This window comes from Vagococcus allomyrinae (genome assembly GCF_017829975.1).
In the GTDB taxonomy this organism is placed as follows: domain Bacteria; phylum Bacillota; class Bacilli; order Lactobacillales; family Vagococcaceae; genus Vagococcus_D; species Vagococcus_D allomyrinae.
The window spans coordinates 119,839-140,894 of record NZ_JAEEGA010000015.1; the positions used below are offsets into that span (position 1 = coordinate 119,839).

Below are 21,056 nucleotides of genomic sequence, written 5' to 3' on the forward strand. Positions count from 1 at the left end.
ATATATGGTATGATTTACTAGGCTCTGGAAACAGAAAAAACTAGAGAATAGATGTGGAGGGAAAACCCATGGCGAAGAGAGACTATTATGAAGTTCTGGGTGTGTCCAAAAGCGCAACAGATGATGAAATAAAAAAAGCTTATCGGAAGCTCTCGAAACAATATCATCCAGATATTAATAAAGAGGCTGATGCGGAAGATAAATTTAAAGAAGTTTCAGAAGCGTATGAAATTTTAAGCGATCCCCAAAGAAGAGCGGCCTATGATCAATATGGTCACGCTAGCACCGATCCTAATTATGGTGGCGGTGGCTTCGGTGGCGGCGGCTTTGAAGGTTTCGGCGGCGGTGGCAGCTTTGGCGGATTTGAAGATATTTTTGAATCATTTTTTGGTGGTGGCGGTGGTCGTTCGGCTAACCCAAATGCACCAAGACAAGGATCAGATTTACAATACTCATTAAATTTAAAGTTTGAAGAAGCGATTTTTGGCATTGAAAAAACCGTGAAGTTTAACCGTGAGGATTCGTGTAGTACTTGTTCCGGTAGTGGTGCAAAACCTGGTACGAAGCCTGAAACATGTTCTAAGTGTCATGGTCAAGGAACAATCAATGTGGAAAGACAAACGCCTCTTGGTCGCGTGATGACTCGTCAAACATGTGATCAATGTGGTGGTGCTGGCCAAACTATTAAAGACCCTTGTAACGACTGTCATGGAACTGGTCGCGTTAAGAAAAAACATGCGGTTAAAGTTAACGTGCCAGCTGGTGTGGAAGATGGCCAACAAATGCGCTTAGCAGGTCAAGGTGAAGCTGGTGTTAATGGTGGACCATACGGGGATCTATATGTGGTTTTCCACGTGGAAGAAAGTGATTTATACGATCGTGATGGGTCTGAAATCTATTACGATTTACCATTGAGCTTTGTTCAAGCCGCACTCGGTGATGAGTTGGAAGTCCCAACGGTTCATGGTAAAGTTAAATTGAAGATTCCTGCTGGCACGCAAACAGGGACTACTTTCCGCTTACGCGGTAAAGGTGCGCCTAAGCTACGTGGTAGTGGCAATGGTGACCAACAAGTCTCCGTTAAGATCATTACACCTAAGAACTTAAGTGACGCTCAGAAACGTGCTTTAAGAGAGTTTGCTGAAGCGGGCGGCGATAAAGTTGAGGAACAAGAAGAAGGTTTTTTCGATAAAATGAAAGATGCCTTTAACTTTGATCAAAAGAAAAAAAGATAGTCTTTAACAATCATAATTGAGACATTATTTCAGTTCTTCTGTCAGAAGGATGAACCGAAATAATGCCTCTTTTTTTTGTGTGGAAAGGCAGGCGCTCTCTCAATGCGCCGCGAATATCACTCCACAGAAGACCTACCGCTCATCATGCTTCTTAGAAGTCGGGGGTTTGAGGAGCTAATTTTAACTCTTTGTAGTATAGTAGAGGTCAGATAAACCATGAGTAGTCAGAGGGAAACAAGGAGAATGGAGGAATGACCATGCTGTATGGCGAAGAGGATAAAGCGCGTATTCAAAGCACTGCACCGATTTTTGGCTCAAAAGAAGAGGGACAGGCAATTCCCTTATATCGTTTGGGTGAAGCGTCAATGGACCCGCGAATCGCTTATCGTTTAGTAAAAGATGAGTTGTTAGATGAAGGGAATGCCCGCCAAAATTTGGCAACATTTTGTCAAACTTATATGGAAGATGAGGCGATCCTACTCATGAGTGAGACGCTTGAAAAAAATGCGATTGATAAGTCCGAATATCCCAAAACGGCTGAAATTGAGAATCGATGTGTCAACATTATTGCCGATCTATGGAACGCCCCTAAAGCGGAAAAATATATAGGAACCTCAACGATTGGCTCGTCAGAATCCTGTATGCTTGCGGGAATGGCGCTAAAATTCTCCTGGCGTAAACGCGCTGAGGAGCTAGGGCTAAATGTAATGGCCCAAAAACCAAATTTGATTATGTCTTCTGGCTATCAAGTTTGTTGGGAGAAGTTTTGTGTTTATTGGGATATTGAGATGCGAGTTGTTCCCATGGAGATAGATCATATGAGTCTGAACATTGATCAAACCATGAGTTTAATTGACGAATATACCATTGGGATTGTGGGGATTTTAGGCATAACTTATACGGGAAAATTTGATGACATTGCGGCATTGGATCAGCGGCTTACGGCTTATAATAACACGACGGACTACAAGGTATTCATTCACGTCGACGCAGCTTCAGGTGGCTTCTTCACGCCTTTTGTCAATCCTGAGTTAGTCTGGGACTTTCGTTTGAAAACCGTTATTTCCATCAATGCATCGGGTCACAAATATGGCCTTGTTTATCCTGGCATCGGCTGGGTTATCTGGCGTGATACTAGCTATTTACCGGAAGAATTGGTTTTTAATGTGAGTTATTTGGGTGGAGAAGTGCCAACTATGGCGATTAACTTTTCTCATAGTGCCAGTCAATTAATTGGGCAGTATTATAACTTTTTGCGTTTAGGCGTAGAAGGTTATCGAGCGATTCATCGACGAACAAAAGACGTGGCTCTCTTTATTTCACATGAAATTACTAACTTAGGGTTATTTGATATTCAAAATAGCGGAGAAAATTTACCGATTGTTTGCTATAGCTTAAAAGAAGGACTAGACATTAATTGGACACTTTATGAGTTAGCAGATCGATTAGCGATGAAGGGATGGCAGGTTCCAACGTATCCTTTGCCAGATAATTTAGAAAATTGTGTAATTCAACGAATCGTTTGTCGGGCTGATTTAGGGTTTAACATGGCTCAAGAGTTTAAAGATGACTTTGTAGAAGCTATTGACTATCTTCAAAAAGTAAAGCTGGAAAGCCCAAAGGAGGTCAAGCCTAGGAGCCAAGGCTTTACTCATTAAATCGAAGATGCTAATTAGTTTAATATTTTTATCAAAAAAAAGGTCTTTTGATTGATTTTATGATGGAAATTCGTTATAATCACTAAGTGTAATTATTACGATTTAAATCAAAGGAGTTCTAAATGAGAAAAATAATGTTACTGATACTGGCAATAGGGAGTATCACCTTATTTACGGCCTGTGGCGCTTCCCAAGAGAATGAGCAAAAGACAGATGGGAAACTTCAAGTAGTGACCACTTTTTATCCAATGTATGATTTTACAAAAAAAATTGTCGGGGATAATGGTGACGTTTCAGTTTTGATGACAGGTGAAACAGAGCCCCATGATTATGAGCCTAGCGCCAAGGATATTGCTAAAATTCAAGATGCGGATGTCTTTGTCTACAATTCGAAAGAAATGGAAACCTGGGTTGAAGCGGTCTTAGATAGTATTGATACTAAGAAGACAGTGGTGGTGGAAGCCAGTCAAGGTATTGAGTTAATGGAAATGACAGAAGAAGAGGATCACGAGGATCACGAAGATCACGATCATGCTCATGGCGTTGACCCCCATATTTGGTTGGATCCGATATTAGCTAAAAAAGAAGTGGCGACTATTCGCGATAGTCTATTAAAAGTTGACCCAGTTAATCAAGAGAGCTATCAAAAAAATAGCGATGGATTTATGGAACAACTAACTAACTTAGATCAGCAGTTTGTCGCACAATTTAAATCGGCCACACAGCGAGATTTTGTCACCCAGCATGCTGCTTTCGGTTATTTAGCCGCCCGATACGATCTACATCAGGTTGCAATTTCAGGGATTTCTCCTGATCAAGAACCTAGTCCGGCCGAATTAGCCACAATTGAAGATTTTGTTAAGGCTCATCAAGTCGAGATTATCTTTACTGAAGAATTGTCTTCAGATAAAATTGCGTCAACGATTGCCAAAGCCACAGGTGCCGAATTGGCAACGTTAAATACCTTAGAGGGTTTATCCAAGGCTCAGCAAGCTGCTGGAGAAGACTATCTTAGTGTGATGGAAACGAACTTAGCGAACTTGAGTAAAGCGATTAGATAGGGAAGAAGTACGATGCGACATTGCATTGTACTTCTTTTAATTATTTATTAAAGCCAGGTGAATGGCTAGTAAATTTTTAGATTAAAGGGTACTATAAAGATTATATATTTTTAGTAAGCTCATGAAAGGAGCAGGTTTTATGACAATTGGATTTTTGAGACCAACAAAGGCAGTAGTAGACTGTCAGGCTCTTTATCATAATATAAAAAGTGAGTTAGCAACTATTAAGGATGGCGCGGAAGTCTTTGCCGTTGTGAAGGCTAATGGGTATGGACATGGTGCGGTCAAAGTAGCGGGAGTTGCTAAAAAAGCAGGAGCTTCTGGTTTTTGTGTGTCATTGCTCGATGAAGCGCTGGAGTTACGAGAAGCAGGTTTTCAAGAGCCTATTCTAGTTTTAGGGGTGGTTGATCCGAAACATGTGGCAATTTTAGTTCAAGAGAAAATTTCGACAACCGCTGCCAGTCTCGAGTGGTTAGAACAAACTAGTTATTACTGGCATCAATTTGAATGCACGCAATCAGTTTTAATCCATGTGAAAATCGATACTGGTATGGGCCGGTTAGGTTTTGTTGAAGAGGTTGACATGCTGGCAGCGATTGATTTTATTGAAAAGCATCCTGAATTTTATTTAGAAGGTCTTTTTACCCATTTTGCCAAGGCTGATTCTAAGGATAACAGCTATTTCGAAATGCAGCAAGAACGCTTTAGAAAGGCTTTGGCGATCTTTCCAACTACCATTCGTTATATCCACACCTCCAATTCTGCTACCGCCTTGTGGCATGATCATTGGCGGTCTAACATGATTCGTTTAGGTGTCGAAATGTATGGCTTAAATCCATCAGGCACGGAGTTGGCAACCCCTTTTGAAATCAAACAAGTGATGTCGCTCATTTCATCTCTGGTTCAAGTTAAACGCTTGAAAAAAGGGGAAAGAGTCAGTTATGGGGCGGAGTATCAAGCTCAGCAAGATGAGTGGATTGGCACATTACCAATAGGTTACGCTGATGGATTTATTCGACATTTTAAGGGATTTAGCGTATTAGTAGAGGGGCATCAAGCGGAAATTGTTGGCCGAATTTGTATGGATCAATGTATGATTCGTTTGCCACATGCCTTGCCTGTCGGGACAAAAGTGACTATTTTTGGCAAGGATGGCGATTTAGTTAACACATTTCAAGATGGGGCTGAGTATGTGGATACGATTAATTATGAGTTGCCCTGTATCTTATCAGAACGAGTGCCTCGGATTTATATAAACGAAGATCTGAGTGAATCTCATGCTTGATTTTGTTAAGGCCACCACAGTTGATACTGCCCGGTCTTTATTAGGCCAATTACTAGTGTACCAATCACCTCAAGGATTAGTGTCTGGCTATATTGTGGAGACTGAAGCTTATGTTGGTGCTGAGGATGAAGCAGCTCACAGTTTTCAGTACAAGCGAACGCCTAAACTAGAATCGATGTATGCTATCGGTGGGACTATTTATATTTATACGATGCACACGCACAAGATGTTAAATATTGTGACCAAGGAAGTTGATGAGCCCCAAGCTGTGTTAATTCGCGCATTAGAACCACTGGAGAATGCGGAGCTGATGATCAGGAATCGTCACAAAGGGGGCATAGAGTTAACAAATGGACCAGGGAAGTTAACCAAAGCACTAGGCATCTCTACTAAATTGGATGGGAAACGGCTGGGGGAGGAGTTAAAAATTCTACCTGAGAGCCAGCGCCAGCCATCTGCTATTAAACAGTCAGCAAGAATCGGCATCCCCAATAAGGGCAAGTGGACGATTGAGCCATTGCGTTTCTACGTGGCTGGCCATCCCTATGTGTCTCAAATGAAAAAAAGCGAAATGCTTGATCTTAATCAAGTATGGCAATGAATAAGCAGGCGAAAACAACCGAGAATGTCTTGGTTGTTTTTTTGTGCATGTGTAGAAATCGACATAATTGATTGACAAAGTAAAGAGGTTGGACTAAAATGTAATTGTAACTGGTAGTAACCAGTTGGTGTTAACCTGGTTACTGTAACTTTTTGGAAAACGATTGAAAAGCAGAAGAAACTTGTTGGCAATTGTGATCAAGTTGCTGTTAATTGGGGAACAACTTACTATCTAGTTTAAGGTAAGTTAGCAGAACTGGTCGTTGAATGCTTCATTGAAATGACCGAGCATAATTTAGTGTGAGTTAATGTGATCTCCTTGAAGTCACATTTGCTGAGCTAATAAAAATAGGAGGCAAGAACATGTTTGAGAAAAGCGCAACAGAATTGGTGGAGCTTGGGGCGGAAATAACCACCCGTGAGATTAAACAACAGCCGACACTATGGCAGGAAACATGGGAGATTTACCAAGACAAACTAAAGGACATTGATGAATTTTTAAGTGGAATTAGCAAAAAACATCATCGTATCCGAGTGATTTTTACAGGCGCAGGTACTTCAGCTTATGTCGGGGAAGTCGTGCTTCCTCATTTAAAAGCGACGGGAGATGAACGGGCTTTTGACTTTCAGACTGTGCCGACTACGAGCATTGTAGCCAATCCTCTGAGCTATTATAAGGCTGATCAGCCAACCCTTTTAGTTTCCTTCGCAAGAAGTGGCAATAGTCCTGAGAGTATAGCTAGTGTATCGCTTGGGCAGCAATTAGTGACTGATTTTTACCAATTGACCATTACTTGCGCCAAAGATGGCCAACTTGCGCAAAAAGCCAAGGGAGATCCTACGAATTTCTTGCTGCTGATGCCTGAGAAAGCCAACGACGATGGTTTTGCGATGACTGGCAGTTTTAGTTGTATGACGTTGATGAGTTTGTTGATTTTTGATCAAACCAACGATCCGTCAAAGGCTGATTATATTAAACAAATTATTAAGATGGCAGAAAATGTCTTGGAACGGGAAAATGAAATTGCAATTCTCCTTCAAAAAGATTACCAGCGAGTTATCTATTTAGGTTCTGGCCCCTTAGCAGGATTGGCCCGAGAAGTTCAACTTAAAATTTTAGAGCTAACAGCGGGGAAAATTGCTACTTTATTCGATAGTTCTCTTGGCTTCAGGCATGGCCCAAAATCGTTTGTAAACGAAAAAACCCTGGTGTTTCTTTTCGTCTCTAACGATGATTATACCCGTCAGTATGATTGTGACATGCTCAATGAACTTAATGAAGATCAAATTGCAACAGCAGTTACTGGGATAAGTGTCAATAAAGAAGGAGGGGGTGTTGATGACCATTTTACTTTTGACTCGCAGTATGGCGATCTGCCAGACGCTTATCTAGCCCTAGCCTATGCGTTGTTTGGCCAAACGGTTGGCCTGCTAACAGCGGTCAAAGTTGGCAATCGCCCTGACACACCATCACCAACGGGGACGGTTAATCGAATTGTCCAAGGCGTGACGATTCACGAGCAGTGATAAAGGAGGACGAAAAAGGGTTAAAGAGCAGTTAGATACGTAAGAAAGACGAAGGAAGGAAAGGTTTAAGTGAAACTATCAAAAAATAAACGACAGGCCATGGAAAAGCTCTCAACAAGGGATGGTATTATTTCAGCATTAGCCATTGATCAGCGAGGGGCCATGAAAAAAATGATGATCAAAGCTGGCCGTAAAAACGTTGATGAAGGGGAAATTGAACGTTTTAAGGAGATCGTTTCTGAAGAATTGACGGATTACGGATCAGCGATCCTTTTAGATCCTGAATATGGACTGCCAGCAGCTAAAGTCAGAGCGAAAGAAGCGGGGTTGTTATTAGCCTATGAAAAAACCGGTTATGATACCGCTCTGGCAGGTCGCTTGCCAGATTTATTAAGTGATTGGTCGGTTAAACGGATAAAAGAAGCGGGGGCAGAGGCGGTTAAGTTCTTACTTTATTACGATGTGGACGAAGAACCGGCTATCAATAATAAAAAGCATGCTTTTGTTGAGCGCATTGGTTCCGAGTGTGTAGCAGAGGACATCCCATTTTACTTAGAGTTATTGTCTTATGATGCGGTTAATTCTGATAATTTATCGATGGCTTATGCAAAAGTAAAACCGCGAAAAGTGATCGAGATGATGAAAGAATTTTCAAGATCACGATATTATGTGGATGTCCTAAAAGTAGAAGTCCCAGTCAATATGACCTTTGTTGGAGAAAAAGAAAGTGACAGTGCTTATACGCGAGCAGAAGCACTAGCCTATTTTAAAGCTCAGTCCGATGCCACTGACGTGCCATTTATCTTTTTGAGTGCTGGTGTTAGTGCTGAAATGTTTCAAGAGACGCTACAATTTGCGAAAGAAGCGGGTTCTACCTTTAATGGTGTCCTGTGTGGACGTGCGACGTGGGCCGAAGGCGTTATTCCTTTTATCCAAGAAGGAGAAGAGGCAGCACGGAAATGGCTACAGATTGTCGGACGTCAAAATATGGAAGAATTAAATGCTGTCCTAGCAGTGACAGCTACCTCATGGAAAACTAAAGTTGATTAAGAGAAGGGCGCTGATCACAAAAGTGGTTGGCTTCTTTTTTTTCGTGCTGAAAAGATAACAATTTCTCGTGAAAATTGCTATACTAGATAGAGAGCTAAGATGTAAAGAAAGAGTGACTGATCATGCTAGAATTAAAAGACTATTTAAATGCTGGGGAGACAACTATTTCCAATTTATTGTTAACCCATTATCACCAACTAGGACTAAGTAATCAGGAGTTTTTATTATACTTGCAGTTGCTACATCACCAGCAATCAGGCAGTGATTTCCCTGATTTATTTGAAATAAGTCAGCGTATTGGTGTGCCAAATGAGGAAATCTATGGGATTTTAGAAGGCCTGCTAGGCAAACAGATGATTCGGTTAGTGACAACTCAAAATCATCAGGGGAAAATGGTTGACGCTTACGATTTGACCCCGATTTATGATCGCTTGAGTCATTACTTAATGAGCCTCGTAAAACAATCGGATCAACAAAAAAAAGAAACAGGCATCCAAGAGTTGTTCGAGTTGTTTGAAAAAGAGTTTGGGCGTCCCTTGTCGCCAATCGAAATGGAAACGATCAACATGTGGATTCAAGAAGATAAATACGACCTTGAGATCATTCGCTTAGGTTTGCGGGAAGCTGTCTTAAATCAGGCGTACAGTTTGAAATACATCGATCGCATTTTATTAGGGTGGGAACGAAAAAATCTACGAACCAAGGATCAAATTTTGACAGAGCAGCGACGACGTAAAAAATCAATTTCTGATAAAATTAGCCCACAAGAAGAAGAATTGCCACAAGTTCCTTTATACAATTGGGTGGATCAAGGAAAAGAATCATGATAAAAAGGTAGGAGTAAACGATGTTATCAAAAGAAAAAACCATAGAAGTAGTTAAGATTATGGCGGAAATGTTTCCGGAGGCTCACTGTGAACTGACTTATCGAAATCCTTTTGAGTTGGTAATCGCGGTTTCCTTGAGTGCTCAAGCGACAGACGTATCGGTTAATAAGGTGACACCAGGACTGTTTGAAAAATACCCAACTCCAGATGCTTTTGTTCAAGCGCCTTTGGAAGAGGTTGAAAATGCCATTAGGACCATCGGCCTCTATCGGAATAAAGCTAAAAATATTAAAGCCTGTTCTCAAATGCTAATTGAGAAGTTTAATGGGGAAGTTCCCCAAACCATGGAGGAATTAGTTCAATTGCCAGGCGTAGGCCGCAAAACAGCTAATGTGGTTCTTGGCGAAGCCTTTGGAGTGCCTTCAATTGCAGTGGACACTCATGTAGAGCGGGTCTCTAAACGATTGCGTATCGTCAAACAGAGCGCCAGCGTCCTAGAGGTTGAACAAACCTTAATGAAAAAAATCCCCAAAGAGATGTGGACTCAAACCCACCATCGAATGATTTTTTTTGGTCGCTATCACTGTTTGGCTCGAAATCCTAAATGTGAGGTTTGCCCATTATTGAACCTTTGTCAGGAAGGGAAGACTCGTTTAAAAGTGTCCAATCCATAAATAAAGCCCCTTGAAATCAAAGGATTTCAAAGGGCTTATTTTTTTATCCACCGCCAGCACCAGCACCGGGGTCAGTGGTTGGTGTTGTTGGCGTTGTTGGTGGATCCGTAGGTGGCGTCGATGTCGGTGGTTCTGGCTCAACCGTTGGATCTGTTGGTGGATCTGGCTCAATCGGTGGTTCACTAGTTGCAGGTGTTGAGTCCTTCACCGGCGGGATCGTCGAACTTGACGCAGGTGGCACATAATTAGTGTCATCTTGCTCTTGCCACGAGCTTACAGGTTGTTTCCAAATGCTTTGATCATTTACATGGTCTTTGACATAAAGTTCATTGCCAATTTTAACCACATTTTCTGGCATCTCCCAGTCAGTTGTTTCAACATCTTGCGAGATGTGGCTCATGATAAATTTGTAAAGCGTCATCGCATCTTGTTGATCCTCAGAAGCGATCGGCACAAAGTAATTTTCATAGCCAGTCCAAATTGAGACGACAAAATTTTTCGTGTAACCTACGAAACTAATATCTGGCACACCGCCATAGACATTGAGTTTTAGTTTAGCTAGCGAGTCATCATCGTAATTAGAAGTTCCTGTTTTACCAGCTTGATACAAGTCAGAAATTATGGCTTGTGTCCCCGTCCCCCGTAGTAACACGTCTTTCAACGTATCTGTTACCATATAAGCTGTGGACTCTTGCATAGCTCTCGTTCCTTCTGGTTTAAAGGTTTCTTCTTGACCATCAGGTAGAACAATCTTATTGACGTAATATGGCTTGTAGTAAATACCGCCATTAGCAAGAGCAGAGTAAGCCCCCGCCATTTTATGAGAAGTCAAGTTGCCGTGAATGGCATTGGATAGGAACATATTCCCTTCGCCATAATCAATGCCTAAGCCGCGTAAGAATTCAGCACTCTTTTCTAAAGTAACTTCATCTAGCGTTTTGACAGCCGGAACGTTTCGTGAGTCAACTAAGGCTTCTCTAATGGTCATGGTTCCTTTATATGCCCGATCGTAGTTATTAACACTATCAGAGGTACCTGGGTATTTATAAGGCTCATCGACAACATAGCGGCCTGTTCCATAATTGAGATATTCTATCGCTGGAGCGTAATCCGTAATCGGCTTAACTGTGGAACCAAAATCCCGTTCAGCTGAGACTGCCATATTGTTTCCGAATTGAACTCCATCAGGAACTTTCCGTCCCCCGATTTGGGCTAAAACTTGCCCATTATTAGGGTTGATGACAGTGATGGCCGTCTGGAAATTGACATCGACCGGCGTTTCGCCTTCTTCCCAGAAAAGTTCTTCTTTTGTGTAATCTCTAAAAGTGACATATTCATCGGAATTAACCATGTGGTAAATATATCTTTGTAAATCCATGTCGATATTGGTGTAAATATCCAACCCATCAGTGTAGATGTCACGGGTGGTTTTAGTTTGAGCTTCCGCAATTACTTCTTTAATGTAGTTATCGATGATTTTGCTATCACCATATAGAGGCTGTTGATCCACAATGCCCTCACTGATTGGTTCGTTGACAGCAGCATCGTATTCGGCTTTAGTGATAATCTCATCTTTGTACATCTCGTTTAAGACCATGTCCCGTCTTTTTTTAGCTGCTTCGGGATTTAAGATCGGATCATAGTCTGCAGGTGCCTGAGGAATCCCAGCCATTAATGCCGTTTGGGCGATGGATAGCTCACTTAAAGGTTTATTGTAATACCCTTTAGCCGCTGTTTCCATCCCATAATATCCTGAAGACATGTAGACTTTGTTGATGTAGTAATTAAGAATTTCATCTTTTGATTTTTGCCGCTCTAGTTGAATAGACATCCAAGCTTCTTGGATTTTTCGTTTGTAGTTTTGGTCCTTGACATCCGTTGAAAAGAAAGATAGCTTAATCAACTGCTGGGTTAAAGTACTCCCTCCTTGTAGTCCACCGCTACCCGTGAAGTTAGCCACAGCTGCACCAGCTATCCGAATGGGGTCCACACCAATATGTTCTTCAAATCGCTTATCCTCAATCGAAATAATCGCTTGTTTAAGCAAGGGAGGAACTTCATTGATCGGCACGGTTTCTCTTTTTTGAGTGTAAAGCTCGAAAAGCAGTTTTCCGTCAGGGCCAAGAATTCGTGAAGACAATACGCCTTCTAATTTACTGGTCTCCAGTTTAGGGGACTCTTTGACATAACTGTAAACCACTGCCGAGACAGCTAAAAAGGCGATACATCCTAGAAAAAGAAGTCCTAAGAAAATTTTTAAAAAGATGCGCCGTTTTTTCTTTTTCGGCTTTTGGGCTCTAGTTGGACCTAGCGGTTGCCCAGTAGTCCTTCCAGGTGGAATTGGTTTATTTTGATCATCCATTGTGTTGAATCTCCTTTTTTAAGTACTCATCTAAGGCTTTAAGATACGGTATACGTGGTGCAAGGCCCGGCATAATTTCAATGCCAAGATGCTCAATTTCAGTAAGTGGAATTGATTTTTTACCAGTACTTTGATGTTCCCAGAACTGCTCTAATGAAGCAGAATCCAGAAAAAAACAACGGCCTAGACTAGAAAACCATAAGAGAACAAAGGAAATTCCTTTTTGTTCACGACACTCTCTCATATGGCTAATTTGGTGTTCATGGAAATTACGCAAAGGGAACGAGGTTTTATTTTTCGTTTCTTTAGCTTCAAAATCAAGGTAATATCCGTTGTAAACACCGTTATAATCAGTAGTAGAAGCTTGAGCGAAATAGGCTTCTTTGATAACAGCAGCGCTCCGACGCGGATAGTCGACTTTGACAATTTGAACAGGAGTTGGTTTTTTGTGAATAATCGCAGTTTTTCGATTGCGATAGTAGTCGTTGCTTTGATTGATATCATCTTCAAAATTCATTCCTCGATTGGCAAAATTGGTTTTTGGCGCAAGAGATTGCCCTTGCTTTTTTTGCTTTTTCGCTCCATTATTAGAAGAAGACATCCCATTTGGATAGTTGATTGCCACAATATTTCACACTCCTAGACAATATTATAACAAAAAACAAAATAGAATGGAAAGGTAAGATGTTTAAAACAATGAAACGTTTATATATTACGGGCTACCGAAGCTTTGAACTTGGGGTTTTTCAAGAGACAGACCCTAAAGTGAAAATAATTAAAAATGTCTTAAGAAGTCGTTTGATCAGCTATATTGAGAACGGAACTGAGTGGATTTTACTTGGTGGCAACCTGGGAACTGAGTTTTGGGCAGCGCAAGTCGTTCAAGAACTACGAGTGGATTACCCAGAAATTCGCTACTCTCTGATTTATCCATTTGAAGAATTTGGCAGTAATTGGAATGAGACCAATCAACAGGCTATGACGGAAATGAAATTGCATGCGGATTATGTCAATGCAACTTCCCATGCGCCTTATCAAAATCCCAGTCAATTAAAAAATCATACGCAATTTATGTTGACTCATTCAGATGGTTGTTTATTGTTATATGATCGTGAATATGAAGGAAAAACCATGTTCTTTTTGCGAGAAGCGGAGAAGTTTCAAGAATCCCATGAATACGCTATCGATTTTATCACCATGGACGATTTGCAAAATTATGAAATATATTAGTGTTTGCGTTTGATTTTCCTGTTTTTTTTAGTTACAATAGGAATGATAAAGATAATGAGCAAAATTATGAATTGAAATAGATGAGGTGCTTAAAATGGCAAAGTTTAACTATGAAGCAAAGGAAATTTTACAAAAAGAATTTAAAACAAAAATGCGCGGGTATGATCCAGTTGAAGTGGATGAGTTTTTAGATGGGGTAATTAAAGATTACGAAACGTACAACCGTGAGATTCTGGCTTTAAGAGAAGAAAATCAACGTCTGATTGCGAAAGTGGATCAATTGACGAAAAGTCAAGCAACCTTATCTCGTATCAAGCAAGATCCACCTAAAGCGGCAGCAGTGACGAATTTTGATATCTTAAAACGCTTGTCCAATCTTGAAAAAACAGTCTTCGGCAGTAAATTAGACGAAGAAGACGATTTGGACCAAACAAAACAATTTTAACAACCAGCAAGATTTCTTGTAGTTTTCGGATAATTGCAGCTTAGGTAACTAGGTTGAGGAAAGTCCATGCTCGCACAAGCTGAGATGCTTGTAGTGTTCGTGCTTAGTGAAACCATAAGCTAAGGTATTCGCAAGAATAACGGCAGCCAAAACAGCTAAGGTCCTCGGACTATGCTGGAGTAAGCTTGAAAGTGCCACAGTGACGAAGCAATTTTAGAAATGAAATTGGTGGAACGCGGTAAACCCCTCGAGCGAGCAACCCAAACTACGGTCGGGGCACTTTTTTCAAGGAAATGAACGAAGAAAAGAGACAGATTTATCTGTAGACAGATGATTATCGTTGCCAGTTTTTACCTGAGAACTGGCAATACAGAACATGGCTTATAGAAAACTACAATTTATCAGGGGCATTCCTTCCGTTTAAATGGAAGGAATTTTTTTGGAGTGTAGGAAAGTGTTTAAGCTTTTCTAGCTTGCAGTTGGATCAAGCATCTGGGCGATCCGAGCTGTTCTATTAAACGACTATTTAACCCTTGAAAGGGGCGGTACATATGAAACAATTTAAGTTGATTGCAACAGTAGCCAGTGGCATGGAGGCTCTTGTAGGAAAAGAATTACGAGATTTGGGCATTGAATGCCAGGTCGAAAATGGTAAGGCAATTTTTCACGGAGATATGGAAACGATCGCCACAGCCAATCTTTGGTTGCGAACAGCTGACCGGGTAAAGATTGTTGTCGGTGAATTTAAAGCCGTTACCTTTGAGGAACTGTTTGAACAGACAAAGGCGATTCCTTGGGAAGACATCTTGCCGATGGACGCGGAGTTCCCCGTGGCGGGCAAGTCGATTAAATCGACCTTGTTCAGTGTTTCTGATTGTCAGGCCATTACCAAAAAAGCTATCGTTAGCCGTTTAAGCGATGTTTACCATCGCTATGGCCGATTACCTGAAACAGGTGCACTCTTCGCCTTAGAAGTGGCGTTGCTCAAAGATCAGGTGACAATTACCCTAGACACAACCGGACCAAGTTTGTTTAAGCGTGGTTATCGCATTGATAAAGGGGGAGCACCCTTAAAAGAAAATATGGCAGCTGCCCTTGTCTTATTAACAAATTGGCGGAAAGATCGCCCATTTTATGACCCGGTTTGTGGCTCAGGGACAATCTGTATTGAAGCGGCCTTGATCGGTCATAATATCGCCCCTGGCTTTAATCGAGAATTCGCTTTTGAAGCCTGGGAGTGGTTTGACAAAGACCTGTTGGATAAAGTTCGCAACGAAGCAGAAGAAAAGGCCGATTATGATATTGAATTGGATATTTTAGGAACTGACTATGACCCTCGGATGATTAAAATTGCTCAAGCTAATGCTGAAGAAGCTGGTTTAGCCGATTCGATCGTCTTCAAACAATTGCAATTAAGCGACTTTAAGACTGAAAAAGAGTATGGTGTTATTGTGGCTAATCCCCCGTATGGTGAGCGCCTTGGGGAAGAAGAAAGTGTCCATAAACTATACCGAGAAATGGGAGAAACATATCGCCCACTAAAAACCTGGAGCAAGTATATTCTAACCAGCGATTTAGCCTTTGAAACCTTTTATAAGGCCAAAGCCACAAAAAAACGCAAACTTTATAACGGTTCGTTGCGAACGGATTTATTCCAATATTGGGGAACGCGACCGCCACGTCCACCTCGTGAAACGAGTGCTGATCAGTAATTTTTTTATTCTGTAAAAAAGCTGAAGGAATTTAGAGCCAAATTAACCGATCATAGATCAGCCAAACGATTTTAGTTGTACATTATTTAGTGGAAAGTAGGGATTTATTGATGAATGAACCAGCATTTTTAGCTTACTTGAAAGAGATTGCGTTAATCCATGAGTCAATTGGATTACTTGAATGGGATAGTCAAACGGGAATGCCTGAAAAAGGAGCGGCTCATCGGGCGGAAGTGTCCAGCTATTTGAGTGGCAAGGCCTTTAGTATGTCAACAGGACCTGAAATGACGGACTATCTGGCTTATTTTGCGGCCCATCCTGAGGAATTATCTGAATTTGGACAAGCTGTTTATGACAAAGTCAAAGAGGAATACGACTTAAATAAAAATGTTCCAGCTGATCGTTATCAAGCCTTTAGAAAAGTTCAATCGATGGCTCATAGTACATGGGTGAAAGCTCGTGAAGCCAAAGATTACCATCTATTTAAAGGGTCTTTAGAAGAATTAATCAATTTTACTAAAGAGTTTATTCCTTTGTGGCGCAAAGAAGAAGCAACACCTTATGATGTGTTGCTAAATCAATATGAACCAGGTATGACAGTGGCTATTTTAGATGACGTTTTTAGCCAAGTTAGAGATGGGATTATGGACATTCGCCAAGTCGTGGCGGAAAAAGGCACAGTGCCAGATACGTCGTTCTTGCATCGGCATGTGACGAAAGAACAGCAGCGCCAGTTTGTTACTCAAGTTGTGACAGAATTAGGTTATGACTTTAGTCGAGGTCGCTTAGACGACACGGTTCATCCTTTTATGTTAAATTTAAACCGCAATGATGCGCGAATTACGACACGTTGGGACGAGAATGATTTTGGTATGGCAACTTTAGGCGTGATACACGAAGCTGGCCACGGCATGTATGAACAAAATGTGGCTGCTAAGTATGATTACACGCCTTTAGCAGGTGGAGTCTCAATGGGGATCCATGAATCTCAATCACTCTTTAATGAAATCATTGTCGGAGGCAGTAAGGCTTTCTGGCAACGTCAATTTCCAGCGCTGCAGGCCATTACAGGGGAGACTTTTGCAGATGTTGAATTTGAGACTTTTTACAAAGGGTTAAAAGAAACCAAGGCTAGTTTTGTACGAATTGAATCTGACTCTTTGACCTATCCATTGCACATCATCATACGCTATGAAATTGAAAAAATGATTTTTAACGATGAAGTTTCCATCGATGACTTGCCTCAAATTTGGAATGATAAATACGAAGAGTATTTAGGGGTTCGTCCAGGGAATGATTTAGAAGGGATTTTACAAGATGTCCATTGGGCAGGCGCCAGCTTTGGCTATTTTCCGTCCTACGCACTAGGTTATATGTATGCCGCACAGCTTCATCACGGTATGGAGAAAGAGTTGGACGTTGAGGCGATTCTTGGTTCTGATGATTATTCGGCTATTCGCAAATGGTCAACGAAAAATATTCATCAGTATGGTTCTTCACGGAAACCCAATCGGCTCATCATGGATGCGACCGGCGAAGCGCTAAACCCTCAATATTTACTTGATTATATGCGTAAATTGTATTTTGATGTTTACAATATTTCTGAATAGTTAGTTAGACAGGGTGGGACTTATGTCCCACCCTGTTTTAGATCTATGATGTGAGAAAAACCTTCCGAAAATCTGCAACTGTCTTCTTATCGAAATGTTAGGTGTTTTTCAATTTCCTGATTTGTCTCTGCTAGCATTTTAGCTTGATAGTCATCTGTCCATTGATAGAACTTACTCATCTCATGAACCACTTCTTCTTTGATTAACTGGCAACGTTTCATATTGAACAGCATGTAGCTCGTTCGTCGCAATAAAAAGTCAATCGGGTGAAGGCACATCTCGTGTTCCAAGGCATAACGCAACATGACATAATCCACATCCGATAGTTGACTGCTCTCTGGAACACTTAGTAAATAAGCGAATAAGTCAATCACATTGGAGCCATAACGTTTTACAAGTAGGTTAGATTCTCGATGAGTTAAATGAAATTTTTCTATGCCTATTTTGACAAATTCTTTAACATACCGCTGATAGCCCTGACTGCCACCAACATCACCGCCAGATAAGTTCAAGTTTTTAGTGCGACATTTAATAAAGAGTCGTTTATATTCTTGACAAATATCATGTAAGACAGTGTCAACGATTTCTTTCGACATGTGCCGATAGCCAGTTAATTTACCACCAGCAATCGAATAAAGCCCGCTGTCAGAATGGAAAATCTCATCCTTTCTGGAAAGCTCAGAAGGGGCCTTGCCATCTTCATGAATCAGCGGTCGAATCCCGGCCCATGCTGATTCAATGTCAGCCACAGTCATTGAAGGAACCGCAAACATGAGATTGATAGCATTTAGAACATAGGTCACATCCGCCAATGTCACAGTCACATCAGCAGGTGAACCATGATAACCAGTGTCTGTTGTTCCCACGTAGACCTTACCGTCACGAGGGATAGCAAACATCATGCGGCCATCGTCAAAAGGTGTGTCAAAATAAACCGCGTTGGTCAAAGGGAACCGACTGTCATCAAAAACTAAATGAACGCCTTTGGTCAGATGAAGATAGCGATCTTGTTTGGAACGATCCAATTCACGAATCTGATCGACCCATGGACCGGCTGCGTTTATCACACGTTTGGCATAAATGGGGTATTCGATGTTGTCAATTAAATCGCGGACGCGGACACCTATAATGTTGCCAGTTTCTTTGCTGTAGAGTAATTTCTCAACCTTGGCATAGTTGGCGATATAAGCTCCAAATTCTTCGGCCTTTTTTAAGACTTCTAGTGTCAAACGACTATCATCAGTTCGATATTCCACATAAACGCCACTTCCTTTGAGCCCTGTTGCTTTTAAATAGGGTTCTCGTTTTAGCGTGTCGCGGGGACGTAACATAAATTTCCGCTCATGTTTTTCGACTTGGGCCAGTTTGTCGTAAATATCTAAGCCAATCGTTGTCGTCAATGGACCGAAAGATCCCTCTTGATAAAAGGGCAGGACCATTTTGACAGGTGTTGTCACATGAGGGGCATTTTCATAAACAATGGCTCGCTCACGGCCGACTTCTGCGACTGTTTTAACTTCAAATTGTTTTAAATAGCGTAACCCACCATGGACCAGTTTGGTTGATCGACTGGATGTTCCAGAGGCAAAATCTCCCATTTCAACTAACCCTACACCGAGTCCACGACTGATGGCGTCGAGGGAAATACCAGCGCCGGTAATTCCTCCACCGATAACCAATATATCAAGTGTGACTGCTGACATTTTTCTAAGATGCTCCCGTCGTTCTTCCCATGAAAAACTCATATAAAAACCTCCCTATCTCAATGATAATGCGGTGATCTGTTGGAATTGTTAACCTTTCAGCTTATTACTCGAAGGCTTTCAGCTAATGAAGATAACAGTGATAACATTCTTCCTTCAGTATACCGTTGTCAGGGCAATTTGTATATTAAGAACCATCTAACGTTATCTCAAGTAGTAGGAAGATAAAAGAAACTTTGTTATACTAGATGACGGTAATAGCAATTATTGAATGAGGGGTAAGAAATTGAAAAAGAAAAAAGGGATTTTAATTGCCAATATTGGGACACCAGATAAACCTGAAACAAAAGAGGTTAGAGCCTATTTAAAGAATTTTTTAGGCGATCAACGGGTAATTGATACTCCGCGATGGAAATGGTTACCGATTTTACATGGTATAATATTAAACACACGTCCGAAAAAATCAGCAGCACTTTATCAGGAGATTTGGACAGCGGAGGGATCGCCATTATTGGTTTATACGAAATCTCAGGCTAACCAACTTCAAGAGCGTTTTCCGGATCATTTGGTGAAGTATGGCATGGGATACAGCTCACCCACGATTTCCGAGTCATTAACTGAAATGGCTGAGGCGGGTGTTGAGGATGTGACAGTGATTCCTTTGTTTCCACAATATTCAACGACAACAACCGCTTCTATTAATGATGCGGTGTTTCATCACTATCTGAAACAGGAGGACATGCCAAGTCTTCATTTGATTCGTGAATTTACGGAACATCCACTGTATATTGATCTATTGATTCAGCAGATTAAAAAAGGCATCGCCGACTATCAACCAGATCGTTTGGTGATTTCTTACCACGGTATTCCTGTCAGCTATGTCGCAAAGGGCGATCCTTACAAGGAGCAATGTCAAGCCACCACGGACGCTATCTTTGCCAAATTAAAGCTGGAAATTCCTTGGCAAGTGGCGTATCAATCGACTTTTGGCAAGGCTGAATGGCTTAAACCGGCCCTTGATCAAACTTTGATGGGCTTGCCGGAAAAAGGGGTCGAGAATGTCTTGATCATTACACCGGGCTTTGTTTCTGATTGTATCGAAACCATTGAAGAAATTGAAACTGAAAATCGTGGTTACTTCATGGAGCATGGAGGGAAAATCTTTAATTATATTCATCCATTTAATGATGATCCTGGCTTTGTGGATTTACTTGAAAGTTTAGTAAGAGAGAGGTAAGAAAGTAGGGATCGATGTGACAAAAAAATATTTTTTCTTTGATATTGATGGAACCTTGACCGATCGGAAAACCAATCAAGTTGTCCCTTCAGCTCAGCTTGCGCTCCAAAAATTACAGGAAGCGGGTCACTTTGTCGCCATTGCAACCGGTCGGGCTCACTATAAAGCTCGTCCGTTTATGGAGCAGATTGGTCTTGAGAATATGGTGTGTGCTGGTGGTGGCGCTTTGGTAATTGATAATCAGTTGAAACAAAATCACCCGTTAGACCTGGAGAAAGCGGTTGGCATAATCCAACAGGCGGAGAAGCTTGGTTATGGAGTCTTGCTGAGTTTGGATGATTCTTACGTAGTTCATGCCAAAAATGATTTATTTCGTCAACAAGTTGGTGAACGACAAGAAAAGACGGACTATCTAATTAACCCAAAATTGGATTTTCAGCAGCTGACAAGGATTTTCAAAATTTATATTTCCGTTGGGAAAGAGGAAGAAGAACGACTGATAAAGCGAAATGATCTTGGCAATTTGCGTTTTGTTCCTGATTATTTGATGTTTCAATATGATGCAAAACATCAAGGCATTCTTGAGATGATGAAGGAGCTTGAGGCACCTTTAGCAGAGGTCGTCGTGTTCGGTGATGATACCAATGACTTGGTCATGTTTGATTCCCAGTGGTTGAGTATCGCCATGGGGAATGGGGGACAGGACGTTAAAGAAAAAGCGGATTATGTCACGGATTTAAATGTGAATGATGGTATTTATAAAGCGTGCCAACACTTTGGTTGGTTTAACTCTTAAATCATCGGTAGTTTTTTAGTCTTAGGAGAGTAGCCGCTAGCTGG

Annotated in this window: 18 protein-coding genes and 1 other RNA gene; 16 read left to right on the top strand and 3 right to left on the bottom strand. The window is 41.3% G+C overall.

Annotated features, from left to right (window positions below):
* The first annotated feature begins 68 nt into the window (after positions 1-68).
* The 9 genes from dnaJ to nth all read left to right on the top strand — a co-directional run bounded on the left by dnaJ (position 69) and on the right by nth (position 9,917).
* Entirely contained in the window at positions 69-1,235 is a 1,167-nt protein-coding gene (gene dnaJ / locus I6N95_RS20025) for a molecular chaperone DnaJ (RefSeq protein ID WP_209531126.1), read from the top strand.
* Between the two features lie 257 nt (positions 1,236-1,492).
* A complete protein-coding gene (gad, locus tag I6N95_RS20030) occupies positions 1,493-2,893 on the top strand; it encodes a glutamate decarboxylase (protein ID WP_209531171.1) in 1,401 nt (466 codons plus the stop codon).
* A gap of 122 nt (positions 2,894-3,015) precedes the next feature.
* On the top strand, positions 3,016-3,954 hold the full coding sequence (locus I6N95_RS20035) for a metal ABC transporter substrate-binding protein (RefSeq protein ID WP_209531127.1): 939 nt from the start codon (positions 3,016-3,018) through the stop codon (positions 3,952-3,954).
* Positions 3,955-4,093: 139 nt separating this feature from the next.
* Positions 4,094-5,239 carry an alanine racemase gene (gene alr / locus I6N95_RS20040; RefSeq protein WP_209531128.1) on the top strand — a complete coding sequence of 382 codons (1,146 nt, stop codon included), beginning with the start codon at positions 4,094-4,096 and terminating at the stop codon, positions 5,237-5,239.
* Positions 5,232-5,840, top strand: coding sequence for a DNA-3-methyladenine glycosylase (locus tag I6N95_RS20045; RefSeq protein ID WP_209531129.1), 609 nt, complete (start codon positions 5,232-5,234; stop codon positions 5,838-5,840). Before alr ends, I6N95_RS20045 begins: the two co-directional genes overlap by 8 nt.
* Positions 5,841-6,202: 362 nt before the next feature.
* Positions 6,203-7,366, top strand: a complete 1,164-nt coding sequence (locus tag I6N95_RS20050; RefSeq protein ID WP_209531130.1) for an AgaS family sugar isomerase — start codon at positions 6,203-6,205, stop codon at positions 7,364-7,366.
* 69 nt (positions 7,367-7,435) lie between these two features.
* Complete coding sequence (gene lacD, locus I6N95_RS20055) at positions 7,436-8,416, top strand: tagatose-bisphosphate aldolase (protein WP_209531131.1); 981 nt, start codon at positions 7,436-7,438, stop codon at positions 8,414-8,416.
* A 122-nt stretch (positions 8,417-8,538) separates the two neighbouring features.
* Entirely contained in the window at positions 8,539-9,243 is a 705-nt protein-coding gene (locus I6N95_RS20060) for a DnaD domain-containing protein (RefSeq protein WP_209531132.1), read from the top strand.
* 20 nt (positions 9,244-9,263) lie between these two features.
* Positions 9,264-9,917: an endonuclease III gene (gene nth, locus I6N95_RS20065; RefSeq protein WP_209531133.1), complete on the top strand. Its 654-nt coding sequence runs from the start codon at positions 9,264-9,266 to the stop codon at positions 9,915-9,917.
* Between the two features lie 43 nt (positions 9,918-9,960).
* On the opposite strand, the gene I6N95_RS20070 is transcribed toward nth, so the two are convergent.
* Positions 9,961-12,279, bottom strand: a complete 2,319-nt coding sequence (locus I6N95_RS20070; RefSeq protein ID WP_209531134.1) for a PBP1A family penicillin-binding protein — start codon at positions 12,277-12,279, stop codon at positions 9,961-9,963.
* Positions 12,272-12,904 carry a Holliday junction resolvase RecU gene (gene recU, locus I6N95_RS20075; RefSeq protein WP_209531135.1) on the bottom strand — a complete coding sequence of 211 codons (633 nt, stop codon included), beginning with the start codon at positions 12,902-12,904 and terminating at the stop codon, positions 12,272-12,274. Before recU ends, I6N95_RS20070 begins: the two co-directional genes overlap by 8 nt.
* A gap of 71 nt (positions 12,905-12,975) precedes the next feature.
* On the opposite strand from recU, the gene I6N95_RS20080 reads away from it, so the two are divergent.
* From I6N95_RS20080 to I6N95_RS20100, 5 genes are all read left to right on the top strand, one after another.
* Positions 12,976-13,509, top strand: coding sequence for an SLOG family protein (locus I6N95_RS20080; protein ID WP_209531172.1), 534 nt, complete (start codon positions 12,976-12,978; stop codon positions 13,507-13,509).
* 94 nt (positions 13,510-13,603) lie between these two features.
* Positions 13,604-13,954: a cell division regulator GpsB gene (gene gpsB / locus I6N95_RS20085; RefSeq protein WP_209531136.1), complete on the top strand. Its 351-nt coding sequence runs from the start codon at positions 13,604-13,606 to the stop codon at positions 13,952-13,954.
* A gap of 21 nt (positions 13,955-13,975) precedes the next feature.
* Positions 13,976-14,343, top strand: an RNA gene (gene rnpB / locus I6N95_RS20090) — RNase P RNA component class B.
* Positions 14,344-14,505: 162 nt separating this feature from the next.
* Positions 14,506-15,666 carry a THUMP domain-containing class I SAM-dependent RNA methyltransferase gene (locus tag I6N95_RS20095; protein ID WP_209531137.1) on the top strand — a complete coding sequence of 387 codons (1,161 nt, stop codon included), beginning with the start codon at positions 14,506-14,508 and terminating at the stop codon, positions 15,664-15,666.
* 110 nt (positions 15,667-15,776) lie between these two features.
* Entirely contained in the window at positions 15,777-17,276 is a 1,500-nt protein-coding gene (locus I6N95_RS20100) for a carboxypeptidase M32 (RefSeq protein ID WP_209531138.1), read from the top strand.
* 86 nt (positions 17,277-17,362) lie between these two features.
* On the opposite strand, the gene I6N95_RS20105 is transcribed toward I6N95_RS20100, so the two are convergent.
* Positions 17,363-19,021 carry a glycerol-3-phosphate dehydrogenase/oxidase gene (locus I6N95_RS20105; RefSeq protein WP_209531139.1) on the bottom strand — a complete coding sequence of 553 codons (1,659 nt, stop codon included), beginning with the start codon at positions 19,019-19,021 and terminating at the stop codon, positions 17,363-17,365.
* Between the two features lie 244 nt (positions 19,022-19,265).
* On the opposite strand from I6N95_RS20105, the gene hemH reads away from it, so the two are divergent.
* Together hemH and I6N95_RS20115 are read left to right on the top strand one after the other, a co-directional pair.
* Entirely contained in the window at positions 19,266-20,216 is a 951-nt protein-coding gene (hemH, locus tag I6N95_RS20110; protein ID WP_245249745.1) for a ferrochelatase, read from the top strand.
* 16 nt (positions 20,217-20,232) lie between these two features.
* Positions 20,233-21,012, top strand: coding sequence for a Cof-type HAD-IIB family hydrolase (locus tag I6N95_RS20115; RefSeq protein WP_209531141.1), 780 nt, complete (start codon positions 20,233-20,235; stop codon positions 21,010-21,012).
* Positions 21,013-21,056 lie beyond the last annotated feature (44 nt).